Source organism: Faecalibacter rhinopitheci (assembly GCF_015234135.1).
Classification (GTDB): Bacteria; Bacteroidota; Bacteroidia; order Flavobacteriales; family Weeksellaceae; genus Empedobacter; species Empedobacter rhinopitheci.
The window spans coordinates 26,148-51,618 of record NZ_JADGIK010000008.1 but is presented as its reverse complement, the minus strand read 5'-3'; the positions used below and the strand labels follow the sequence as shown (position 1 = coordinate 51,618).

Sequence of the window (25,471 nt, the reverse complement as noted above, 5' to 3'; positions counted from 1 at the left end):
AATATAATAAACCTTTTTAGTTATACACACAATACTAGTGTTAGGATTAATTATCTTTAAAATATAAAATTGTAGAGACTATTTCTTATTTTAACAATATATTTCTGTACTTTATATTAATTATCATTTTAAAGAACTAAGGATACATTACTAAAAAGGCATTGACGAATGAAAATTCAGCTTCAATTACTATCTAGTATAATTTTTTAATCGATATAACTAAAAAAGGCTTCTTATGAAAGAAGCCTTTTTGTTTTAAATTATGATATATATTTTTTCCTGATTATAAAATATAATCCTATGAATAATAAGCCAATTTGATAAGAGTCAATTGGAACATCTTCTACTGGAATATCTCCTGGATCGTCATCATCCTCTAAGCTTTTTACACTTATATTTGCAAAATAATCGAAGATACTTTCATCCTTTTCATTTTGATTAATATAAACCTCTGTTGCGTTATCACCTTTTATCTGTTTATCCTCAATATTACTTAGCTGATCATAAGGATTATCACGTGTAAAAGGCTGTTCTGAAGCGAAAATAGATACACTAATAAAACCTATTATAATTGATAATTTTCTCATTTGATAATCATTTTTTTAGTTATAACTTTTCCACTTTGCACTGAAAATTGAATAAAATATACACCTGAATTTAAAGCTATTAAATCAAATTGGTTTTTAGCGCCCACCTTAACTTTTTGGATAATATCACCATTAAAGTTTAATACTTTATAAGCATTAACCAATTCATTTGATTGTACTTGATAAATTGTTCTGTTTTGATAAATAGTAATTCCATTAGCACTCGCCAAATCAACAGCATTTAGAATTTGGTTTTCCTTATATTGTATCATAAATCGATCAGGAAAATCACCTTTATCCGAATGGAATGAATAAGAGTTATCCTCCGTTAAATTGATTATTTTATTCTCTAAATTATCTCTTAAATAGATATTTTCTTCATTAAAAATACCTTCTTTTAATGCTAAATCAATTGTAAATTGACCTGCTTCTGAAGCTTTAAAAAATAGTGGAATACTATCATTATTATCTAGAGGGTATTGACGACCTTCTATAATCATCTTGTTTCCTAGTGTATTTGATAAAATATAAGAACCTTGCATTGACAGATTTTTTGCGTCATATTTATCGTCAATTTCGTTTGTGGCTCCAGGTATATAACCAATTAGGATTTGGTTTAACTTTTTATCATTCTCTGTTAATCTTAGCCAAAAACGATCTTTTTCTAATTTAACACGATTTTCTATAGTTAAATTAGTATTTGGAACTTCTCTCATAGAATTATTAAAAATAATATCTCCATCAGTAGTTACTCGAGTGATAAATCCTACTCCTGTATTTATAAAAGAACTTTCTGTACTTGTCTGATTATTATTACCCGTCAAATTATATGCATTCCATGTCTGTGCATTATATCCACTAATCGAAAAATCATAATGCGCTTCTTCGTTCCAAAAATATAAGGTTTTAACATGATGATTAACTGACATAAAGTTCTCCATAGCGATAGGCGAACCATACGGATTTCCTACTCCATTATCTCCACGGCCATCTGATGATATTTTCACAGGAACTGTATATACTCCGTTCTGTGGAGTTCCCTTAAATAAACCCTCAAAATTAACTTGAGTTCCTCCTTCAGAATAATTAGGATATCCTTTGTTTAACTGTATTGCATATGCTTTTGCAGTCATAAAATTAGCGTCAGTATCTTCTAACCAATTACGGGTTGGTTCGTTATATGAAAAAATTTTTGATGGATTTAATATAAAACCTGTATGATCCGTTGCTGAACTTTTAACTATTTTCTGACCATTAACTGGAGAAGACCAAACTTTTGAATCATAACGGAAGAATGTAGCATTTCTTTTGAATGTAGCTTCTCCATAATTTACCGAAGCATCATTATCCTGTAAAAGATAAGCACCTTCGTCGAATACAATTGCACCCGATAAAACATCAAAACTATGGACTGCATGGAATGTATTCCCTGAAGTAATCGTATTGGTTGTTTCGTTATCAATTGTGATAGATTTACCTTTTAATGATCCATCAAAATTACCTTCTAACACAACTGAATGATATTTATGTCCAGGTTCACGATCAGATTTCCAAAAACCATTTTCAAAATATGTTCTTTTCACATCCATTTCTTCAGAAGGAGCAGAAATTTGATCACCTAATTGGCTTCGTACAACGTAATAATAGTCGCTATTTTTAGAAATTCCTGTAGAAATTTCATGATTAAATACACCCTTAGATATAATTTCATCTTGTTTTACATAAACTTTTCTCTCATTTGATAACCCAATAACAGAATGATGACCTAATCCATCAAATGTATCTATAGGATATTCGTCCCACTCCGCTATGCTAAACTCGGGATTAGCATTCGCTGTTGATTTTCTTCTAAGCGTTTTATTTTCTCCCCATGTAGATACTTGATCTTCAAACCCAACTTGATCTATTGTTACTCCATTTTTAGTTAAAATAATCGCATCATTACCGTTAAAACTAACTGGTGTGGTAACTACAATAGAGTTATGGTTTGTACTTAAATTATATAAATATTCACCTGCATTACCATGAATTAATAATATGGTTTCACCATGGTTTAATATTCTTTCGGGTAATGAGTAAGTGTTAGTAAAATTACCTACACCATTTGATTGTTTACTAATTTTATACCCTCTTAAATTAATCGAATTACCTGTACCGTTATATATTTCTAGCGCTTTATTAAAACTACTCCCTTCAACATATTCTGAAAAAATTAAATCAGTAGTATAGTTCCCAAGTTCTTTGTAAAAGATATCTAACAAATAACTATTGTTCGAAACTTCTTCCCAATTTGCTTGGAATTGATTATCGGAAACTTTTGAGGCTGGTTTTACAACAGGAGGTTCATTCACTAATTCAATCTGTTCTCCTTTACAAATAATTTTTAGGTTATCAATTGTTCGTTCGTGATTTTCTGAACTACGATCATCTATTAGCCTGATATAATAAAGCTCACCGTCTTCTACAATGCTCTTTAAATCAATAATTTCCTCTTCACAAGAAGTGCTAATTGAAGTAATTATTTTTACATCACTCCATTGCTCAGTATTAGAATTTGCTTTTCTAATTTGAACTATCATTTTCCATGCTGTAGTACTACCACTTCTACGTTTATTAAAACTTATTTCTTGAGGATTTAATAATACGGGTGTCCTCAAATAATCATTTTTTCCATTAAAAACTGCTCCTTTTCCAGTGCATGTTTGTCCACCAAATGTTATAGAATTTAATTCCCATCCTTGTTGTTCTAATTTTGGTGAATCTGTTCCATCAAAATTCTCATTAATACATTCATTTAAATCAGGATCTAAAACTTTTACATTAATTGTTTTTTCATATGGTTCATAATTTCTGTTCCCACTATTTGAAATTTTTAATGTTGTAGTTCCAATTCCAACCAAATATATTTTCCCCTCATTATAGAATGCAACTTCTTCGTTATCGGAAACTACTGTTAAAGGTAAATTTTGATTCGTATAATCTAAATTTGTATCTAGTTCCAATCCTAATGATCCAGAAATATTTGAAATATCAGTTAATAAAGTTTGATTCGCTTTGTTTATTTTTACATCTATAGTTTTTTCTATCGGACTATAAATATCATTACCATTATTAAAAGCTCTAATTTTAGTAGATCCTACATTTAAAATAGTTACTTGATTACCTGTAATACTAATTACATCTATTGGTTGACCAGATACTATTTCATACGATAGTGGCAAACTTGAATTTGTTGTTGCAGCTAAGTTACCTATTGTACCTCCATAAGTCTGAGTGATATTACTAAAATTTGAAATCGTCTGTGTTCTTTTCTTTACCGATACTGTAAATTTTGCTGATGTTATATCATCATAATTAGAATTTGTGTTAGCAGAAGTTGCAGTTATTTCAGCTGAACCTACACTTAAAAAATCCAATTGATTTCCATTTACGATTGCGACTACAGATGGATTATTTGATGTATAAGTAATATCATTAGCATCTAAAGCACTGTTTGTAGAGTGTTTTGTTTTTGAAGGTAAAGTTACGTTCGCATCATCTACGAATTTATTTGTTATCGTTGGTAATCCAAAAGTCTGTTTTGCTTTAGCTATATTAAAATTAATTGAAGCCGTAGAACTACCTAAACTATTACTAGCTGTTACTGATGTAGAAAATGGTGTTGTAAACATTGGTGTCCCGCTAAATACTCCATTAGTGAAAGCAACCCCATTTGGTAGATGATCTACACTCCAACCAGTTGCACTACCTCCTGTATTTTGTACTGTATAATTTGTTAACAATACACCATAAGTTCCGCTAACTAATTGGGGAGTTGTTAGGATTGGAGCTTCTTGAAAAGTAATTAAATTCCCTCTAATACTTATATCATCTATACCTACTCCTATATCATCATTATTTCCTCCTACAGAAAATTTAATCTTACTATTAGAATTTGAATATTGATTTAATAATATTTGAGGAGCTGAATTTAAATTATTTTTACTTGGTGATAGGGTTCTTATAATTTTCCATGTATTACCATTATCTTCTGAAATAGAAATTGTTAATAAAATTTCTGAAGCAGTTGCCACCCCATATGTTCGAAATTTAAAATCTAAAGTTTTATTAGTAAATTGACTCAGGTCTAAGGTTGGTGTAATAGTATAGGAATTATTTTTTAATAATTGTAAATATGTACTTCCACTAATTTGATTATCCGTCCAAATAGGAAATCCTGTAACTTGATCTCTAATTGGAGTAATATTTTCCTGCCCATATCCTCTAGCTGAGAGCAATAGCAAAAATAAGATTGTAAATAAGTATTTATAGCATAAATTTAGTTTCATAAACGTTTTTAATTATTTAATATTAATATCTGTAATTCAATTAGATAACAAATGTATATTTAAATATTTAAATAAAAATAAATTTAGTTGATGTTTACATAAAGTTATTAAACAATAATTGTTAATAAGAAATAAAGAGTAAAAAAAATAATCCATCAGATAACTGATGGATTATTTTAATAAAAAGGGAAAAATATATACTATTAATAGTATGTATATCGTCTCACCTGCGCAATGTATTTAGCTAAACGCATTACTTGGTGGCTATAACCGTACTCATTATCGTACCAAACGTACATCACAACATTCTTACCATCTGCAGAAACAATAGTAGCATTACTATCAAAAATAGATGGTGCAGAAGTTCCTACGATATCTGAAGAAACTAATTCATTGTTCAAAGAATATTTAATTTGTTCAACTAAATCACCTTGCAATGCTGCATTCTTCATAATCTCATTTAAACCTTCAACAGATGTATTTTTCTCCACCTCTAAGTTTAAAACTACTAAAGATCCGTTAGGAACCGGAACGCGAATTGCATTAGACGTTAACTTACCTGCAAGTATTGGTAACGCTTTTGCAACTGCACTACCCGCACCTGTTTCTGTAATAACCATATTAAGAGCAGCAGCACGACCACGACGGTATTTTTTGTGCATGTTATCTACTAAGTTTTGGTCATTTGTATAAGCATGGATTGTTTCTAAGTGACCTTTAACTACACCTAGATTATCTTCTACTACTTTTAGGATTGGAGTAATTGCATTTGTAGTACATGAAGCGGCAGAAAAAATCTTAACATCTTCTGGATTGTGCTCTTCATGGTTTACACCATATACAATATTCGGAACACCTTTTCCTGGAGCAGTTAATAAAACACGAGAAGCACCTTTTGCTGCTAAATGACGTGATAATGCTACATCATCTTTAAAAACTCCTGTATTATCTATAATCAACGCATCGTTTATTCCATAAGCTGTATAGTCAATATCTTCAGGTTGTGCCGCAGAAATCATTTTAACAGGTACTCCGTTAACAATTAAAGCATTATTCTCAATATCTGTTTCCACAGTTCCATTAAAATCTCCGTGAACAGAATCTAAACGTAATAAAGAAGCACGTTTTTCTAATAAAACTGCATCGATTTTATCACGTGTAACAACAGCTCTTAATCTTAATTGCCCACCGTTCCCAGCTTGGTTTGCTAATTCTCTAGCTAACAAACGACCAATGCGACCAAATCCGTATAAAACAACATCTTTAGGAGCAATTGTTTTATGATCTTTACTTACTTTTAATTTTTCTGCAATGAAATTATCAACAGTTTCAAATTGATCCTTTTCAGTAATATATTCAGATGCCAATTTTCCAATGTCTAATCGAGACGCTGGTAAATTAGCTTTATTAATAGCATTAGCAATAGCTAACGTATCATCTATTGAGATTGCCTTACCTACAAATTCTTCAGCATATTGATGTAAGTTGATAATATCACTCACATTACAATCTATTAGCTTATTTCTGAAGATGACTAATTCAATTGATTGATCATACCATAAATCAGAAACGATTTTGATAAATTCAACTACTTTTTTACTCTTCTCTGTTTGTAAAGCAAGTTGTTGCTCATAAGAAGTATTACTCATTACAGATTTGTTTTATTGTGTTATTATTTATTTGCACACAAAAGTAACAAATTATAACGATTTCGTAAATATTTTTTACTACACCTAATAATTATCATATTTACTTAGTGAGGCTAGTCTATTTATGTGATTTTTAAGCTTATCACGTAATGCACAAAAAACTACAAACATCTATTTATCAGTAATTAAGATATAATAAACAATTAATAAAGGAAGTGTTTTTATAATACTAACTTATACCTAGCTATTTAACTATAAGCTAGATTTCAATTTATATTACAGATTTTATAGAACTATTAATGCAATATTTAAAAATCTTAATTTACTATTTAACTCATTTTCAAAGGCATTACAACATGCTACACATTTCAACTTAAAGCATTGATAATAAACAATTTTATTGATATATAAAATCATAATAATCAATAAAAATAATTTACGAAAACGTTTTCGTTTAGTTTTTTTTTTAGAATTATTTCAATATAACAAATCTTATCAATTTCGTTTTAATTAGGAAGTAAAGGAGAATTGTTATATTTTAAAGTTATTTTAGATCTTTAATAATCAAACTATTAAATAATGAATTATTTTTTTATTTACATTTTTTTAAAAAAAATTTGTTAAAACAGAAATACGTTCTATATTTGCACTCGCAATAACGCAATACACCGCGTGATTGGAGAGTTGGCAGAGTGGTCGAATGCGGCAGTCTTGAAAACTGTTGAGGGTCACACCTCCGGGGGTTCGAATCCCTCACTCTCCGCAACTTATTCTATAAGTATTTACAAAATCCCTTATTTCATCCGAAATAAGGGATTTTTTTATGCAATACATTTCCATTTCATCCACCTAAATGTATTTCATCAGACACCCTATCGACACCCAAAATTACAAATCGATTAAGGTGTCGACAAAATCTCTAATTTCAGCTCGTAGTATAGGTTACATAAAAATGCACCAGCCGTATTCATACCCGTATCCATAACCTTATCTATAACCTAGCCACGAACCCGTTCGTTAAATGGACATCTTGATTCAAACCAAACAACATTGTAAATTTTTACAAACCAATAAAATTGAATCAGATGAAAACAATTTAAAATTCCACGTTTACCCAAAAACGTGCAAAGCCAATAAACAAGGACAAAACTCTTTAATTCACATTATGTTTAGCAAAAGCACTACAATTTTACTTTTGTCAAACTATAATGTGCCTTATAATGCTTAGGAAATTATTTTACTAATAATCTGAATAAATAATTTATATTTAAAATAAAAACCATGGTTAAAAAATGCAAGCGTTGCCACAAAGAATTTACTTGTACATGCGACAATATAACAAATTGCGACTGTAGTAAAATCGAACTATATAATGTTACAAAAGAATATTTGGCAAAAACATCTTATGACTGTATATGCAATAATTGTTTAGAAGAAGTCAATAATTATGCATTACTTTCAGAGAAATATCCATTCCCCCAACATCCTACACAATACATAGAAGGTATACATTATTATTTAGATGGACAATATTGGGTATTTACAAATTACTTTCATTATCTTAAGGGAAGTTGTTGTAAAAACAACTGTAGACACTGCGCATATGGATATTCTTTATAAAATATTAATTTAGAATGTATTTAAATAATTAAGTTTTTAAATTTTCAGCACAGTATTTGTTAATAGTCTCAAAAATAACTAGAATGAAAAAATTATTATTTGCTACTATTTTAGCTTTAGGCGTAGGACAAGTTAACGCACAAAATTACAATAATGCATTAGGTGTTGTTGTAGATTTAGGTGATGGAGCAACATTAGTTGGTCCACAATATAAACATTCTTTTGATGGAAGAAATGCTGGTAACGTACAAGTAATGTTCGGAAATGACATTACAGTATTAGGAGCTGACTATACATATAATCAAAACTTTTCTGGTACTAACGGATTAGGATGGTATGTAGGTGTTGGACCGCAATTATCTTTTGTAGATTATGGAAATCATAATGACACGTATTTTGCAATTCGTCCACAATTAGGTTTAGAATACAAAATCCCTTCAGCTCCTTTAGCAATGCATTTTGATTGGAAACCTTGGTGGAATTTATCTAATGAATCTAATTTTGAAGCAGGACGTTTCTCTTTAGGATTTAAATATGTATTTAATTAATCAGATTATATAACATTAAAAGCACCTCCTTTAGAGGTGCTTTTTTATATTTAATATTTTTTTTAATTAAAACTATTATTGCAACTAGTTAAGCTGAAAACAAACTATATTATAAATTATTATTCGATTCTGCTTCTTTAATTTTACTATGAATTGATAAAGTTGCAAATGGAATAAATGCGAACATAATATAGAAAATAAATTCTTCATCATCCCACTTATAGGATTTTTTGGTCACGAATAATAATATCAAATATGCTGTAAACCAAAAACCATGAAAACATCCGGCAAAAGGCATTGGTAAAACATAGCCAAACTGATACTTTATAGGCATTGCAACTAAAAACAAAATAGCACAACTAATTGCTTCCCAAGTACAAGAAATCCTAAACCATTTTTTTAATTGTTCTTCTGATATATTTTTCATAGAGCAAATTTACATTGTTAAATTCATTCTAACTCTAACATTTGTCAGTATAAAATTACCAATAATTATATATATAAATGATAATTAATAGAAACTTTATCAATTAAATTGATTATATTTGTTTGAATAAAAATTTAATAATTAATGCACGCTAATAACATTCTTTCAAAAAAATTAAATTTAGATTTACCAATTTGGACTATTCTTTGTCCTATTTTAGCTTTTATAGCCGTATTCACAGTAACCTCAGGACCTATTTTAGTTTCTATTGCTTTAGGTTTTATATTAATCTTATCTGTTTTATCTGCTGTTCATCATGCAGAAGTTGTGGCGCATAAGGTAGGAGAACCTTTCGGAACGATTATTCTAGCTCTTGCTATTACGGTTATTGAAGTTTCACTAATTGTATCTCTGATGATGTCCGAAACAGGAAATACACCTTCCGTACTAGCTAGAGACACAGTTTTTGCTGCTATTATGATTATTTTAACTGGAATAATAGGTATATGCTTCTGGGTAGGTAGTGTACGATTCCGAGAACAGAATTATATAAAACAAGGTGTTTCCACTGCTTTAATAACTTTGATTGCGATTTCTATATTAACCTTAGTTTTACCAAACTTTACTACATCAGAGACTGTAGGGGTTTACTCTGAAAGTCAGTTAATATTTGTTGCAATTATTTCACTAATTTTATATGGAGGATTTATTTCTGTCCAAACGATAAGACATCGTGATTTTTTCTTACCTCAACAATGTAAAGATGGTATAGCATCTGAATTACACGTAGCTCCACCAAATACATTAACAACTGTTTCTTCTTTAATATTACTAATCATAGCATTAGTTGTTGTAGTATTATTATCTAAAAAATTATCACCTGTAATTGAAGAAGTTGTTTTTAATATTGGGGCTCCAAAATCATTAGTTGGTATTATTATCGCAACAGTTATCCTATTACCAGAAGGTTTAGCCGCTTATAAAGCTGCTAAAAAGGATAGATTACAGACAAGCTTAAATCTTGCTTTAGGATCAGCTCTAGCTTCTATCGGATTAACCATTCCTGCTGTTGCTATTGTTTGTTATTTTACAGGAATGCAAGTAACGCTAGGAATAGATGCAAAATCTATTTTACTTTTAGTATTATCTTTATTCACGGTATTCCTTTCATTACAATCAGGCCGTACAAATATTCAGCAAGGTATAGTTCTTTTAGTTCTATTTGCAACATATTTATTTACTACAATTGTTCCTTAAGAAAACATATTATTTTAAACTAAAAAAGCCGCTTTAAAGCGGCTTTTTTTAATATGAATATTTTATTTTTTTGTTAAAGAGATAATATTGGCATCTAATTTTTCGTCTTTTTCTAAAAATATTTTACCTCTTAATATACTTTGGATTGTGTTTACTAATTCCTTTTCAAAAGAATCTCTTAACTGAGATTGGTGAAAAATAAGTGAAACTTCTCTAGAAGGTACAGGTGATTTAAAGTTTTTAATATTATTTCTTAATTCTTCTGGTAAATCATCTGCAACAAGAGATGGTAACAAAGTCATACCAAAACCATCATTTGCAAGTTTAATTAATACATCAAAACTTCCACTTTCCAACTTAATTGGGCGTTGTTTAAGGTTTGATGTATCACATAATGCCAAAACATTATTACGGAAACAGTGACCTTCTTGTAATATCAATAAGTCTGCAGTATCTAAATCTTCTTGTGTAATCGTTTTATTTTGTCCTAAACGGTGTACAGGTGGTATATATGCTACTAATGGCTCATAATATAAAGGTCTTTCTATGATTTGATCTTCGTATAAAGGAGATACGACTAAACCAAAATCTAGTGAACCATCCTTAATCCCTTTAATAATTTTATCAGTCTGAAGTTCTTTAATGATTAAATTAGACTTTGGATTATTTTTTTGAAAAGTTTTATAAAATAACGGTACTAATGAAGGTAAAATAGTTGGAATAACACCTATAATAAAATCTCCTTCTAATAAACCTTTTTCTTCATTTACTAGATGCTTCATACGGTTAGCTTCCATTAAGATAGTTTTAGCTTGAGCTACAATCTTAGCACCGATTTGAGTAATTTTAATAGGGTGAGAAGTACGGTCAAAAATCTCTATGTTTAACTCTTTTTCCAATTTTTGTATTTGCATACTTAGTGTGGGTTGAGTAACAAAAGATTTGTCAGCTGCAATGGTAAAGTTCTTGTATTCAGCGACTGCCAATACATATTGTAATTGTACTAATGTCATATTAATGATTAAATTAACCTTATAAAGATTCGTGATAAAGATAGTACATATAATAATATAATCTTATTCATTCACCTAAAATAAAATTGACTGAAAAAAGGCCCGAAAATTAATTCCGAGCCTTTAAACTATTTAATTAATTTTATTGAACAGATTTTTGTAACTCAGTTACAAAATCATTTAATTTCTTAGCATCATCTGCAGATAATTTCTGAGTAATGCCTTGTAATTCTTTTTGAAATTCTACTGCTTTACCAGTTAATTCAGTTAATTTAGCTTGGTCACCTTTAACAGCAACAGCTTTTAATTCTGCAACATAATCTGAAAATTTCTGAGCATACGTTGCAGCTTCTGGACTAGCAAATGTTGGCAATGCTTTTGCCATATCTTGAGCCGTTTGCTGTGTTGATTCTACAGCATTTTCAGTAGTTTTTTGGATTTCATTTTGAGTAGAATTAACATTATCTACAACTTTTTCTTTTTCAGATTTACAAGATGATAAAGATACTACTCCTAATACAGTAGCCGCTAATAATAATTTTTTCATTGATAGTGTGTTTTTTGTCTATTAAATATAACTAATAATTTTAATAAATTAGTCATTAAGAATTCATCTTTGAAAATTGTACTTCATACAAGTTAGCATAATACCCATTTTTTGCTAATAAACTCTCATGTGTTCCTTTCTCAACTATCATACCATTATCCATAACTATAATCTGATCAGCATTTTGTATAGTTGCTAATCGGTGAGCTATTACGATTGATGTTCTTCCTTCTGTTAATTTAGTCGTCGCCAATTGTATTAATTCTTCAGAATTAGAATCTATTGATGATGTTGCCTCATCTAACACAAGTATTTCTGGATTGTAAATATAAGCTCTTAGAAACGAGATCAATTGTCGTTGTCCTACTGAAAGGGTGCTACCTCTTTCTGATACTTCTGAATAATAACCATTGGGCAATGATGAAATAAAATCGTGGATACCAATAACCTTAGCAGCTTCTTGTACTTGCTCTAATGTGATGGATTTATCTCCTAATATTATATTATCAAAAATAGTTGTATTAAATAAGAATACATCTTGTAATACTACAGCAACATGATGGCGTAGATTCACCAAATCCATATCATAAATATCTATTCCATCAATCTTGATTGAACCAGAATCTATATCATAAAATCTACTTAATAAATTAATAATGGTAGACTTTCCTGCTCCTGTTGCACCTACTATCGCTATAGTTTCTCCTGGTTGAGAAGAAAATGATATTCCTTTTAAAACTTTATTATTAGGTACATAAGAAAATTCAACATTCTCAAAATCAATCTTACCTTTTACTTTTTCTAATTTCTTTTTACCATTATTTGGCAGCGTTTCATTTGCATCTAATATATCAAATACTCTATCAGCACCAACTAAACCACGTTGAATTGAATTAAAACGTTCTGCTATTGCACGCATAGGCGCAGTAAGCATTGTGATAAATTGCGTAAAAGCGATTAAGTTACCAACTGTTACATCTCCTGCTGCAGCTGTTCTTAATCCTCCAAACCAAATTAAACTTCCTGTAGCTAAAGCTGACACTATATCAACCACCGGAAATAATAAAGAAAAATATAAAACAGTTTTTAGATAGTTCTTTTTTAAATCATTATTTATAGATGAAAATTTTGAATATTCAGCCTGCTGACGATTAAAAACCTGAATGATATTCATCCCTGTTAATCGTTCTTGTATAAAGGTATTTAGTTTAGAAACTAATGTTCTTTCTTCTTGATATACATCTTTCAACGCCTTTTGAAAATATCGTGTTATAATCATCATTAAAGGTAAAATAACGATTACTATAGTTGCCAAAACCCAGTTCATGTAATACATCATGGCAACTATAAATATAATTTTTAGTGCATCTCCAAGTAATACCAGAATCCCATCATTAAAAACCTCTGCAATTGTCTCTACATCAGAGACTGATCGAGTTACCAAAACTCCGTTAGGCGTTCTATCAAAATAACCAAGTTTAAATTTTATAAGATGATTGTATAGCCGTACACGCAATTCTTTAATTACACGTTGGGCAACAACATTTGCTAAATAAACTGTGAAAAAAGCTAATATTCCTTCAAAAATTAAAAGAATAATTAATTTAAATATTTCTAATTTCAGACCGACTAAATCTTTATTTAGAATATAATTATCAATTACATCTCCTGTAAGATATGGTCGATATACAGAAAAACAAGCACTAAATACGGCAATAAAAATTACCCCAATAAATAGTCCTTTACTTTGAGAAAGTCCCAAAGAAATTACACGTTTTAAACCTGTATAATCAAATGATTTTGCAGTATTATTTGATTTCATTTATAAATAATTCTTTTGGATATTGCACATCTACAAGATATAGACCATGCGCTGGGGCAGATGCTCCTGCAGAACTTCTCTGTTGATCTTTGATAATGTTCTCTAAATCTTCTTTAGATATTTTACCAATTCCCACTTCGACTAAAGTTCCAACGATAGCACGTACCATATTTCTTAAAAAACGATCTGCTGTGATTTGGAAAACAAATTGCCCTTCATCATTTACACGCCAAAAAGCTTCTCTTACATCACAAATATTAGTTTTAACATCTGTATGTAATTTCGCAAAACTTCCAAAGTCTCCTTTTTTAATTAGCAATGACGCAGCATCATTCATTTTATCTAAATCTAAGGTACGATTAAAAACCCAAGCACTATCGTATGTAAATGGATTTTTGAAAGGCGATATAAAATAATTATAAGATCGTGAAGTTGCATCAAACCTCGCATGAGCTTCAGGTGTCATTTCATGTAACTTGTATATAGCTATATCTTTTGGTAAAAATGAATTTAAATGTTTAACTAAATCTTTTTTTATTTCACCTTCATAGTCAAAATGTGCATACATTTTCTTGGCATGTACTCCAGAGTCTGTTCTTCCCGCTCCCACAATAGAAATTTGTTGTCCTAAAATTTTTGACAATCTAGTTTCTATGTCTTCTTGTACAGAAATTTGATTAGGCTGTACTTGCCATCCAAAGTAATTTTTGCCGTTATATGCTAATTCTAAAAAGTAACGCAATTGTTGTAAATTTGAACAGCAAAAATACAACCTTTTGAAGAAAATCCTTTTACTTTCAGACACACATTCGTATATAGATGATCGAATCCTAGAATACGCAAAACAAGCTGATGAAATATGGCATGCTGGTGATATTGGTGATATTAGTGTAATGGATCAATTAGAAAAAATAAAACCTGTACGTGCCGTGTATGGAAATATTGATGATCATACTGTACGAGCTGTATATCCATTAAATAATCGATTTACATTAGAAGGTGTAGATGTATGGATAACGCATATTGGTGGTTATCCAGGAAAATATAATCCGAAAATAAAAAATGATATTTTATCTAATCCTCCCAAAGTCTTTATTTGTGGACACTCACATATCCTAAAAGTAATGCCTGATAAAAACCTAGGATTAATTCATTTAAATCCTGGAGCAGTAGGAAAACATGGATTTCACCACGTGAGAACTATGTTACGTTTTGAATTAGATAATGGTAAAATACAAAATTTAGAAGTTATTGAATTTAAAAAATAATATTAATTCAAAGAGTTATATTACTATTATTTAGAAAGTTTGAATTTTTTTAATATTTCTTTGAATTTAGGATTTACAATATAATCTTTAAAATCATGAGATTTCTGTCCTGTGAAATCTGTGGTTTCACAAAGATTGTATTGTGTCGCTATTTCTTGATGAGTTTTAGGATCAAACCCAAAATCTGTAGATGTAAAACTACTTGCTAAAATTCCGGTTTTTCCTTTGCCTAAAATAAAATCAGTTTCGTTTATTGTACTATGAATCATTTTTAATTGCTTAGAAAACTCTTTGAAATTTCCTTCTTCCGTTTTAAAGTCTTTTACACCGATTGCAGGCGCTATCATGATACTATAAATTTTATTGCTATTTTCGGCTAAAGGAGCCGCATTTTCCACATCAATATGATGAAAATTTTCAGCAATTCTTTTTTCCACATATTTTAGTTCAGGATTACGCAAAGCACTTAATACTACTGCTGCACCTCTACTATGAGAAATTAAATAAATCTCTTTATTACTTATAGAATTTAATATTCTTCGTAACCCATATTCACCTGCTAATTGGCTATTTGTTGTGGCACTCACCCAAACTTTAGCCGCGCCAAAAATATTATTTGTAACTAATCCGTCCCAATAAAAATTAACGACCTCATCAGTAGTTTTATTCAAATCCATAAAGTTGCGCGCTTTATTATAATTTTTTAAACTAGACATGTAGTCATTATTAATTCCATGTATGAAAATAATAACCCTCTTTTTGTTTTTAACGCGATTTGCAAATGCTTTTAACTGAGTATTTTCAAACGATATTAAATCTTGTTGAAAACCATTTTCAGTAGCTATTTTCATCAATGAATATTCCTTTCGGGTAGCTTTTTTGGGCGCTTGTCCAAACTTATTTTCCCATTGATTAGGATAAAAATTCCCGTTTTGATCCACATATGCACTTGTGATATTAGGATTTATAAAATTATTAGGTACTTGCGAACTAGGTACATTATGCATTGCAGAACATGCCGATAATACTACAATTATAATTGTATAATAAAACCAATTTTTAATATTCATAAAAAAATAAATCTTTTAGATAATATATTTTATAATCAATCATTTTTTTAGGATTAATTACAGTGATTAATATAGTTAGATTTTAAATATAAATGGTCTCGTATTATAATATATATTTACGATGAAATAAATTCTATTCAAGCGAGAAAATTTATTTAGAATTTATAAAATAATCTAAAGTATTCTCAAAAAAAAACGTTCAACAATTAAGTTGAACGTTCTTTATATAATATGATATAATATATTTTAATAGTTTATTACTCCTGACCCGACTAATTCCTCATTAATATAATATGCACAAAACTGACCTTGAGTAATTGCAGATTGCGGATTTAAGAATTCCACATACAATCCCTCTTTTGCTTTATGTAGAATTGCAGTTTGTAAAGGCTGGCGATAACGTATACGTGCTTGCACCTCTAGCGTTTCACCTTCCTGTAAAGCTAAGTCTTCTCTTACCCAATGAATTTCATCTTCTTTAATAAATAAAGCTTTCTTTAACAATCCAGGATGATTAGTTCCTTGCCCTGTGTAGATAATATTTTCTTCTACATCTGTATCTATAACAAATAATGCCTCTACTTTTCCTCCTACTCCTAGTCCTTTACGTTGCCCTCTAGTAAAGAAATGCGCACCTTGATGTTCACCAACAACTTGCCCATCTACAGAAGCATAAGAAAATCCTTTTGCTTCGAATTCTAATGCTTCATATTTATTATTAAAAAGAGGAATATCTCTTTGGTAACCTTTCCAATCTTTTGCTACTTCAAGAATTTGTCCTTTTTTAGCTTTTAATTGTTGTTGCAAGAATTCTGGTAAACTTACTTTACCAATAAAACATAATCCTTGTGAATCTTTTTTATCCGCAGTAATTAATCCTTGTTCTTTAGCAATTCTTCTAACCTCAGGCTTTTCAATATCTCCAATTGGAAATAAGGCTTTTGATAATTGGTCTTGCGATAATTGACATAAGAAATAAGATTGATCCTTGTTATTATCACTTCCTTTTAATAATTGGAAGATTTCTTTTCCTTCTTCATTTATAAAAGATGTCTTTCGAGCATAATGTCCTGTAGCTACATAATCCGCACCTAACTCTAGAGCAGTTTTTAAAAACAAGTCAAATTTAATTTCTCTGTTACATAGTACATCTGGGTTTGGAGTTCTACCCTGTTCATATTCTTTGAACATATAATCAACTATACGTTCTTTGTATGAATCTGACATATCTATCACCTGAAAAGGTATCCCTAATTTTTCAGCGATTAACAAAGCATCTGCACTATCTTCGATCCATGGACATTCATCTTCCAATGTTACCGAAGCATCGTTCCAGTTACGCATAAATAGTCCAATCACATCATACCCTTGTTCTTTTAACAAATATGCTGTTACACTTGAATCTACTCCTCCAGAAAGTCCTACGACAACTCTTTTCATTCTCTTAAATTTCAGTATGCAAAATTACAAAATATTATTTGATGCGTTCTTATCATAAATCAATTATGATTTTAAACCTCTTTTTTTTGAGTATATATAAATATATAAACTAGCGTACAAATCCCTGTAAAAAAAGGATAATATAGATTAGAAATCACATCGACTGGAGTAACTAATGTTATATTAGATTCCACCACTTTTGTGACTGCAACTGCCGCTAAAATTTGGGCACCATATGGGATTATTCCTTGTATAAAACATGATACAGTATCTAAAATGCTTGCAACTCTCCTAGGCTCTAAATTATGTTTATTAGAAATCTCTTTAGCGACATTTCCAACAATAAGTATAGCAATTGTATTATTAGCTAATGCTGCATCTGCTAATGCTGTTAAACCTGCAATACTTAATTCTGCTTGTTTTTTATTTTTTATATTCTTGGTAAATATATTAATGATATAATCTAATCCTCCATTTAACCGAATTATACTTACAACTCCTCCTATAATTAGACATAGAATACTTAATTCAAACATGCCTTTAAATCCATTATTTATACTAGAAATAAGGTCTAAAAATGGTACAGAGGTATTGAATATACCGATTATTAAAAATGATAAAATACCTATGATTAACGACCAAATAACATTGACTCCAAAAATAGCTAAACCAAATACTAAGAAGTAAGGAATAATAGAAATAATATCAAAAGGAAGATTTTGTTGTTCTAATTGTGTACTATCAAAGTTTTGAGAAAAAGCAAAATATAAAATTGTAGAAATAATCGCAGCAGGTAAAACAACTATAAAATTTGCTTTAAATTTATCTTTCATATCTACATTTTGAGTTCTAGTTGCAGCAATAGTTGTATCGGATATAAAAGATAAATTATCTCCAAACATTGCTCCTCCTACTATTGCTCCCAAAAGTAATGCTAAGGATCCCGGAATCATTTTTTCCAGCTCTACAGCTATAGGAGCTAAAGTAACAATAGTTCCTACTGAAGTTCCTATTGACGTCGCAATAAAACAAGAAATGATAAAAAATCCTGCAACTATAAAACTTGGCGGCAGATAGGTAACAAAAAGATTAACTGTAGACGTTACTGCTCCTGTTACTGCTCCTAAACTACCAAAAGCACCTGCCAATAAAAATATTAAAATCATTAATATAATTGTTTCATCTCCTGCACCTTTACAGAATGCTTCAATCTTTTTATTAAAACTGATTTTAGGAAATTGTAACAATGCTATAATTAACGATAACACAAAAACCAAAATAGCCGGCACTGCATAAAAATCATTTAATGCAACAGAAGCTGTAAAATAAACTACTATAAATACAATCAATGGGAGCAAAGCCCAAAAATTACCTTTTTTATTATCCATAAATTTTAAAATCCGAAAATTTTTCTGCAAAGATGATAAGATTAGAAATAAATAAAAAACAGCCATTTATATGACTAGATTTTAATTAATGTTTAAAGCATAAAAAAAGGAATATACATTTAAGTAATTCCTTTATAAAAGAAAATTTTTCGGTAATCGTTAAGTTATTTAGTGATTAATTTATTTGTATTAATTATTGCTTTCTCATTTTTTTCCACAACCCAATCCTGACCTTTTAGCTTTCTCATTACATTATCAATATTTCTCATAATGAATATATTGTATATAGCTTCCGAAAGGTTTTTGGGTTTATGAGGTAGCGAACGAAGACTCATCGAAAATCCTGGTGTTATATATTTCATATAATGCCACCATCCTTCTGGCATATAAAGCATTTCTCCGTGCTTTAAATCTGCCACCATAGGATTTATATTTTTCAACGCTGGCCATTTATTAAAATCAGGATTATCAAAGTCAATATCTTCTCTACAAATCACAGAATAAGGAATTTTATACATATATTTTGAGTCCTGTGGCGGAACAATGATACATTTTTTTTCTCCTGCAAAATGAAAGTGTAAAATATTTGCTAAATCTATATCATAATGCATGAAAACATTAGACCCAGCACCTCCAAAAAATAGCATAGGCAATGATTTAAAAAGATTAAGTCCTAGGTTAGGCATTTTATAATCATTTTGTAGCTCAGGCACTTGACTCATTAAGTTATAAAGAAAAATTCTAAGATCTGTAGGCTCTTTTTGTAAAAGATCTACATACTCTTTCATTTTCATTTTAGCAACTGGTTCATTAACTTTCTTTGTATAATCGACAGGGTCATTGTTATACAAAGGTACAATTTTATCTCCAGCAACATTTTTTATATACTCAAAATTCCATTTTTCATATGCAGGCCAATCCTCCGTAATCCGTTCAATAACTACAGGTTTCTGAGGTTTTACATAAAATTTCTGAAAATCTTTTGCAGAAATTGATTCCAATCTTTCAACTTCAGTAAAATTAAGTCCCATCTTTTAAATAAAAATTTAAACAAATTTACTAAAGATTTCTTCTCTTTTTTTAGTTATTAATTCTTCTTACTGATAGTTGATCGTACAAATATCTATAAAGTTACAACTATATATAAAAAGCCTGATAAATAGATTGTTATATGTTATAAAGATATATTATAAAGTATGTAAAAACTGTAAACTTATTGTAAATTAAATATTTAAAATTAAATTATAAAAAAAAAGATTGAGTTGCCTCAATCCTTTTTTTATAATTAAGCTTATAATTAAGCAATACGTTCTATTAATGACATGTAAAAACCATCATATCCTGTTTCAGAAGGATAATATGTTTTATCACTTATTAATTTATAATTTGGATTATTCTCTATAAATTTCTGAACCTGTTTTTCATTTTCAGAAGGTAAAATAGAGCATGTTGCATATACAATTAGACCTCCAACTTTAACCACTTTAGCATAATCGTTTAAGATCATTGCTTGTGTTTTACGAATTTCATCTAAAAATGCAGGTTGTAATTTCCATTTAGCATCGGGATTACGACGTAAAACTCCCATTCCTGAACATGGTGCATCAATTAATAAACGATCGGCAGTATTAGCCATCTTTTTAATTGTTTTAGCCTCAATTAATCTTGTTTGAACATTTTGTACATCATTACGAGAAGCACGACGTTTTAGTTCCTTCAATTTCCACTCATGAATATCCATGGCAATAATTTGCCCTTTGTTTTTCATTAATGAAGCTAAATGTAATGTTTTCCCTCCAGCTCCAGCACAAGCATCAACTACGCGCATTCCTGGCTCAACACGTAAATATGGAGCAATCATCTGAGAACCGGCATCTTGAACTTCAAAAAACCCATTTTGAAACTCATCCGTTCTAAAGATATTTGTTTTTTCTTCTAATTCTACTGCATCTTGATATAATGATAAAAGCTTAGTTTTAATACTACGCTCTTTCAATAATTTTTGCAAAGTTTTACGATCAGTTTTTAGTGTATTTACACGTAAAACTGTTGGTGCAGCACTATTCATAGCCTGCGCCTCTTCAATCCAACGGTTTTTACCTAATTCATCTAAACAAACTTCAAACATCCAATCAGGGTATGATTCTGCTACTGCAATATTTTTTGCAGATTCATGGTGTCTTTTTAAAATTTCTTTATGATTAATACGAGCAAATTCTTCCCAAGATGGTAATTTTTGATCTGGATCTAATGCAAACCAAGTTCCTACAAATTCCCAAATAGTTTCTGGAGATAAAGGTCTTGCCATCCCTCCTTCTACTAATCTTTTCCAACGTACTAAATCGTAAACCGTCTCTGCAATAAAAGCACGATCTCTTGCTCCCCATAGCTTGTTCGACTTAAGGGTACGTTCAACTTCTTTATCTGCATATTTTCCCTCAAAGAAAATATTATTTAATGTATCGGTAATTCCGATAAACAAATTTTTATACGGTAAAATCTTCATAATTCGGTGCAAAAATACAAAGACTAAATTGTTTTGTTTGTATCATTTTCGTTTTTAAACATTAATTTCACTTTTTCTGGGACCTCAACTACTTTATTTTCTTGGTAATTAAATGTAACAATACCTGTTTTTACTTTTGCAATTAGTTTGTCTTGGCATTTTATCTCATAAAAAATATCAAAACTTGCACGTGAAAATTCGCCTACCGAAATAGATATTTTTAACTCATCTCCGTAATAAGCCTGATTTTTATATTCAATACCTACATCAGCCATTATAATTCCTACGCCACCAACATTCATTTCATTCCATCCAAAATGATTTAGAAATTGTACACGCGCCTCATGTATAATAGATAATAGACGATCATTAGCTAAATGATTTCCATAATTAAGATCTGTAATACGAACAGGAATTATAGTATCGAAAATTGAAGAAGTAGGTAAATTTATTTTAATACGAGACATTTTTTATTTTAATCCAAAAATAAAAAAAGGGTTTTAGTTAAAAAACTAAAACCCAATTGATTTTTAAACTTACAAAATGTAAGCAAATTTAACATTAAAAAAATCAATCTTACTCTCTACTACCTATTGCTAATTTATAAACTAATTTTTTATATTCCAAACATTTACATAAAATAAACTCAATTTTATTAACACATTATTTAAATTTTAATTCAATAAATATAAACTTCATAAAACAATACATCTTAATAAGCCTTTATTTATGCCTGTTGGAAGAATAATCTCCTAAAAAATTTGTATTTTGCGCACCTAATTATTTCTTATGGAATTGATTCAATTCATTCAAAATTCTTTACCAACAGTTTCAGAAAAATCTATTTTAAACACTATTAAGTGTTTAAACGAAGATTTCACTATCCCGTTTATTGCTCGTTACCGCAAAGAAATGACTGGAAATCTCGATGAGGTTGAGATTTCGACAATTAAAAAGTTGAAATCTAATTACGAAGAAATCGTAGATCGTAAGAATTTTATACTCGAAACTTTAAAAGAATTGAATGTATTAACGGTTGATTTAGAATCTAAAATCAACAAATCATTTGATTTAAATCAATTAGAGGATATTTACCTTCCTTATAAGAAGAAAAAGAAAACGAAGGCTACTATTGCGAAAGAAAAAGGCTTGGAACCTTTGGCTCGCATTATTATGAAACAAAATAATATTATCGATCTAGACAAATTGGTATCGCGCTATTTATCGGAAGAAGTTCCTACAAATATAGATGCTCTTGAAGGTGTTAATCATATTATTGCAGAGTGGATAAATGAGAATGAATATGTTCGCCAACGTCTACGTGAGATGTATCGTCGACAAGCTGTAATTCAGACTAAAGTAGTTAAAGCAAAAATGGAAGAAGAAGGCGCTAAAGTCTACTCTAACTATTTTGAATATGAAGAACCTTTAAAAAAATGTGCTTCTCACCGATTATTAGCAATGTTACGAGGAGAACGAGAAGGTTATCTAAAATTATCTATTTCTATTGATAAAAAAGATGCATTTAAGTTTCTTGATTATACATTAGTAAAATCTTTACAACCCGAAGTCTCTTGGATAATTGAAGAAGCCATTAAGGACAGTTATAAACGTTTACTATCTCCATCAATTATTAATGAAGTATTGAAAGAGGCTAAACAAAATGCTGATAAAACTTCTATCAATGTTTTTTCTAAAAATCTTAATCAGTTATTACTTGCACCTCCTTTAGGCGAAAAGCGCATCTTAGCCATAGATCCTGGGTATAAATCGGGCTGTAAAGTGGTATGTTTAGATGAGCAAGGAAATTTGTTACACAACGAAAATATATATCCACATGCACCTCAAAATGATAAAGCAGGAGCAATCAAAAAATTACGCTCATTAGTTAATGCATATTCTATTGAAGCAATTTCTATTGGTAATGGAACAGCATCTCGAGAAACTGAAAATTTAGTTCAAAATATTGCTTTCGATCGTATATTAAAAGTTTTTGTGGTAAGCGAAGCTGGTGCTTCTGTGTATTCTGCTTCTAAAATTGCGCGTGAAGAATTTCCTGACAAAGATGTAACCGTACGTGGTTCTGTGTCGATTGGAAGACGTCTACAAGACCCATTAGCAGAACTTGTAAAAATTGATCCTAAATCGATTGGAGTGGGACAATACCAACATGATGTTGACCAAATATTATTAAAAAATGAATTGGATGAAGTAGTTTCATTCTGTGTAAATAAAGTTGGTGTAAACTTAAATACAGCGAGTAAACACTTATTAAATTATGTTTCTGGAATTGGTGAAAAATTAGCTGATAATATTATACAATATAGAACCGAAAATGGTGCTTTTGAAAGTAGAGAAGAATTAAAAAAAGTTCCTCGCTTAGGAGATAAAGCATTTCAACAAGCTTCTGCCTTCTTACGCATCCCAAACGCTAAAAATCCATTAGATAATTCTGCTGTACATCCTGAATCATATTCAATTGTAAAAAAAATGGCAAAAGACTTGGGTGTTGAAATCAAAGATTTGATTCAGAATAAAGAATTAATTGCTCAAATAGATATTCAAAAATACGTTACACCACAAGTTGGAATTCCAACACTAGAAGATATTTTAAAAGAATTAGAACAACCTGGATTAGACCCAAGATCTACAGCAAAAGTTTTTCGATTTGATGCTAGATTAAAGAAATTTGAGGATTTAAGTCTTGGGATGAAAGTTCCTGGAATCATTAATAATATTACTAATTTTGGATGCTTTGTAGATATCGGATTAAAAGAAAATGGATTGGTTCATATTTCTAAAATATGTAACGAATATATTTCAGACGTTTCTACAAAAGTTCATTTACAACAACAAGTAGAAGTTACAGTAATTGGTATTGATATAGAAAAAAGAAAAATTCAATTATCACTGATTGATTAATGATAGAGATTCTTGATCATATTTTAACATGCCAAAATTATTTAATTGGAATCTTTGGAATCATTCTTATCGGATATTCATTTTTTAATATAAGATTTATTAATCTATGGGATAAAACGGTAGATAGGAATGAATATTTTATAGAATTCGTTTCTAATAAATGGTTTTATATTCCATTTTCTATATTAATAATGATTTTTATAACAAGGATGGTGGTTTATGATATTTATGAAAAAAAAGTTTATGCTGAACTTATTTCTAAAATAAATTCAACCCAAAATAAAACAATTAATTTTAAGGAATATGAAATGATTCCATTCTCAAAAAACAATAGATTTTATACAGATAGGAGTTTCGTATTTTATTAGATACTGAATATGAAATCGAATTAAAAAGGAATTCCGATGACACAACATCATATTACATATTTGTTCCAAAATATTTTGAAGCTTCCTATAATACTATAGCATATATCACAAAAAAACCACTTCAAAATTGAAGTGGTTTTTTGATTGTATTTAAAATTTAATTAGTCGAAACTCGCTTGATACTGTTTATCAAATTCAATTTTCTCAGCTTCTGATAATTTATTTCTCATAAATTTCACTGAGTAACCTCCAATTATACGCGCTACGGTATCTTTAGGTTCTCTTTTATAAAACATCCAATCTGAAACTTTAGCATCATCAATAACTATTGTATCATTTACTTTAACATCTGAAGTAGCAACAGGCTGATTATCTATTATTCCTTTTAATACATTTCCGTCTTGGTAAATATCACGGATCCACAAATGTTCTTGTCTTGTACGCTCACCTTCTGTTACAAGAAATTCTTCTTTCACAAAGAAATTTGACATTGTAGAATCTCTCATTTCTAAAGCTAATTTAAAATCATCAAATGTACTGCGTGCTTGTTTTGTTATACTATCCAATTCCGCAAGTTCCTTTTCTTGTTTATCAAGACCTTTATAAGCATCTTTTGCAATATTCTTGTTATCGCATGCTGTAAGTGCTAAAGCTGCAAAAACAATTAAAATAGATTTTTTCATGGCCAATAATTTTATTTAAATTTAATAA

20 protein-coding genes and 1 tRNA gene are annotated in these 25,471 nt (G+C 29.6%); 6 read left to right on the top strand and 15 right to left on the bottom strand.

All coding sequences use genetic code 11. The annotated features are described in order from the left end of the window. Positions 1-260: 260 nt before the first annotated feature. The 3 genes from IM532_RS11750 to IM532_RS11740 all read right to left on the bottom strand — a co-directional run bounded on the left by IM532_RS11750 (position 261) and on the right by IM532_RS11740 (position 6,564). A complete protein-coding gene (locus tag IM532_RS11750) occupies positions 261-587 on the bottom strand; it encodes a hypothetical protein (protein WP_194183646.1) in 327 nt (108 codons plus the stop codon). Beyond that, positions 584-4,915 carry a lamin tail domain-containing protein gene (locus IM532_RS11745; RefSeq protein WP_194183645.1) on the bottom strand — a complete coding sequence of 1,444 codons (4,332 nt, stop codon included), beginning with the start codon at positions 4,913-4,915 and terminating at the stop codon, positions 584-586. The genes IM532_RS11750 and IM532_RS11745 overlap by 4 nt, the downstream gene beginning before the upstream one ends. 203 nt (positions 4,916-5,118) lie before the next feature. After that, positions 5,119-6,564 carry a glyceraldehyde-3-phosphate dehydrogenase gene (locus IM532_RS11740; protein ID WP_194183644.1) on the bottom strand — a complete coding sequence of 482 codons (1,446 nt, stop codon included), beginning with the start codon at positions 6,562-6,564 and terminating at the stop codon, positions 5,119-5,121. Positions 6,565-7,242: 678 nt separating this feature from the next. On the opposite strand from IM532_RS11740, the gene IM532_RS11735 reads away from it, so the two are divergent. The 3 genes from IM532_RS11735 to IM532_RS11725 all read left to right on the top strand — a co-directional run bounded on the left by IM532_RS11735 (position 7,243) and on the right by IM532_RS11725 (position 8,732). After that, positions 7,243-7,327 (top strand) — tRNA-Ser (locus IM532_RS11735). Positions 7,328-7,845: 518 nt separating this feature from the next. Beyond that, complete coding sequence (locus IM532_RS11730) at positions 7,846-8,184, top strand: cysteine-rich CWC family protein (protein WP_194183643.1); 339 nt, start codon at positions 7,846-7,848, stop codon at positions 8,182-8,184. Positions 8,185-8,267: 83 nt separating this feature from the next. Continuing rightward, the gene (locus IM532_RS11725; protein ID WP_194183642.1) at positions 8,268-8,732 is read left to right on the top strand and encodes a hypothetical protein; all 465 of its coding nucleotides are present in this window, start codon (positions 8,268-8,270) and stop codon (positions 8,730-8,732) included. Between the two features lie 109 nt (positions 8,733-8,841). Here IM532_RS11725 and IM532_RS11720 read toward each other — a convergent pair whose 3' ends face one another. Beyond that, positions 8,842-9,159: a DUF3817 domain-containing protein gene (locus IM532_RS11720; protein ID WP_194183641.1), complete on the bottom strand. Its 318-nt coding sequence runs from the start codon at positions 9,157-9,159 to the stop codon at positions 8,842-8,844. A 144-nt stretch (positions 9,160-9,303) separates the two neighbouring features. Between IM532_RS11720 and IM532_RS11715 the strand changes: the two genes are divergently transcribed. Beyond that, positions 9,304-10,416: a calcium:proton antiporter gene (locus tag IM532_RS11715; RefSeq protein WP_194183640.1), complete on the top strand. Its 1,113-nt coding sequence runs from the start codon at positions 9,304-9,306 to the stop codon at positions 10,414-10,416. 62 nt (positions 10,417-10,478) lie between these two features. Here IM532_RS11715 and IM532_RS11710 read toward each other — a convergent pair whose 3' ends face one another. The 4 genes from IM532_RS11710 to truA all read right to left on the bottom strand — a co-directional run bounded on the left by IM532_RS11710 (position 10,479) and on the right by truA (position 14,540). Continuing rightward, entirely contained in the window at positions 10,479-11,429 is a 951-nt protein-coding gene (locus tag IM532_RS11710) for a LysR substrate-binding domain-containing protein (RefSeq protein ID WP_194183639.1), read from the bottom strand. Between the two features lie 142 nt (positions 11,430-11,571). Further along, the gene (locus IM532_RS11705; protein ID WP_194183638.1) at positions 11,572-11,976 is read right to left on the bottom strand and encodes a hypothetical protein; all 405 of its coding nucleotides are present in this window, start codon (positions 11,974-11,976) and stop codon (positions 11,572-11,574) included. A 55-nt stretch (positions 11,977-12,031) separates the two neighbouring features. Further along, positions 12,032-13,798 (bottom strand): ABC transporter ATP-binding protein, encoded by a 1,767-nt coding sequence (locus tag IM532_RS11700; RefSeq protein ID WP_194183637.1) that lies wholly within the window; start codon positions 13,796-13,798, stop codon positions 12,032-12,034. After that, positions 13,785-14,540, bottom strand: a complete 756-nt coding sequence (gene truA, locus IM532_RS11695) for a tRNA pseudouridine(38-40) synthase TruA (RefSeq protein WP_194183636.1) — start codon at positions 14,538-14,540, stop codon at positions 13,785-13,787. Before truA ends, IM532_RS11700 begins: the two co-directional genes overlap by 14 nt. 34 nt (positions 14,541-14,574) lie before the next feature. On the opposite strand from truA, the gene IM532_RS11690 reads away from it, so the two are divergent. Beyond that, positions 14,575-15,066: a metallophosphoesterase family protein gene (locus tag IM532_RS11690; protein ID WP_194183635.1), complete on the top strand. Its 492-nt coding sequence runs from the start codon at positions 14,575-14,577 to the stop codon at positions 15,064-15,066. Positions 15,067-15,092: 26 nt separating this feature from the next. Here IM532_RS11690 and IM532_RS11685 read toward each other — a convergent pair whose 3' ends face one another. The 6 genes from IM532_RS11685 to IM532_RS11660 all read right to left on the bottom strand — a co-directional run bounded on the left by IM532_RS11685 (position 15,093) and on the right by IM532_RS11660 (position 21,937). Continuing rightward, positions 15,093-16,136 carry an alpha/beta hydrolase gene (locus tag IM532_RS11685; protein WP_228063727.1) on the bottom strand — a complete coding sequence of 348 codons (1,044 nt, stop codon included), beginning with the start codon at positions 16,134-16,136 and terminating at the stop codon, positions 15,093-15,095. A 246-nt stretch (positions 16,137-16,382) separates the two neighbouring features. After that, positions 16,383-17,576 (bottom strand): tRNA 2-thiouridine(34) synthase MnmA, encoded by a 1,194-nt coding sequence (mnmA, locus tag IM532_RS11680; protein WP_194183634.1) that lies wholly within the window; start codon positions 17,574-17,576, stop codon positions 16,383-16,385. Positions 17,577-17,647: 71 nt separating this feature from the next. After that, complete coding sequence (locus tag IM532_RS11675; protein WP_194183633.1) at positions 17,648-18,964, bottom strand: Na+/H+ antiporter NhaC family protein; 1,317 nt, start codon at positions 18,962-18,964, stop codon at positions 17,648-17,650. A gap of 164 nt (positions 18,965-19,128) precedes the next feature. Next, entirely contained in the window at positions 19,129-19,995 is an 867-nt protein-coding gene (locus IM532_RS11670) for a cupin-like domain-containing protein (protein ID WP_194183632.1), read from the bottom strand. Positions 19,996-20,261: 266 nt separating this feature from the next. Beyond that, a complete protein-coding gene (locus tag IM532_RS11665; RefSeq protein ID WP_194183631.1) occupies positions 20,262-21,470 on the bottom strand; it encodes an RsmB/NOP family class I SAM-dependent RNA methyltransferase in 1,209 nt (402 codons plus the stop codon). 23 nt (positions 21,471-21,493) lie between these two features. Further along, on the bottom strand, positions 21,494-21,937 hold the full coding sequence (locus IM532_RS11660) for an acyl-CoA thioesterase (RefSeq protein ID WP_194183630.1): 444 nt from the start codon (positions 21,935-21,937) through the stop codon (positions 21,494-21,496). Positions 21,938-22,259: 322 nt separating this feature from the next. Here IM532_RS11660 and IM532_RS11655 point away from each other — a divergent pair, with 322 nt between their 5' ends. Continuing rightward, positions 22,260-24,392: a Tex family protein gene (locus IM532_RS11655; protein ID WP_194183629.1), complete on the top strand. Its 2,133-nt coding sequence runs from the start codon at positions 22,260-22,262 to the stop codon at positions 24,390-24,392. A gap of 529 nt (positions 24,393-24,921) precedes the next feature. On the opposite strand, the gene IM532_RS11650 is transcribed toward IM532_RS11655, so the two are convergent. Further along, a complete protein-coding gene (locus IM532_RS11650; protein ID WP_194183628.1) occupies positions 24,922-25,443 on the bottom strand; it encodes a DUF2314 domain-containing protein in 522 nt (173 codons plus the stop codon). Between the last annotated feature and the right edge of the window lie 28 nt (positions 25,444-25,471).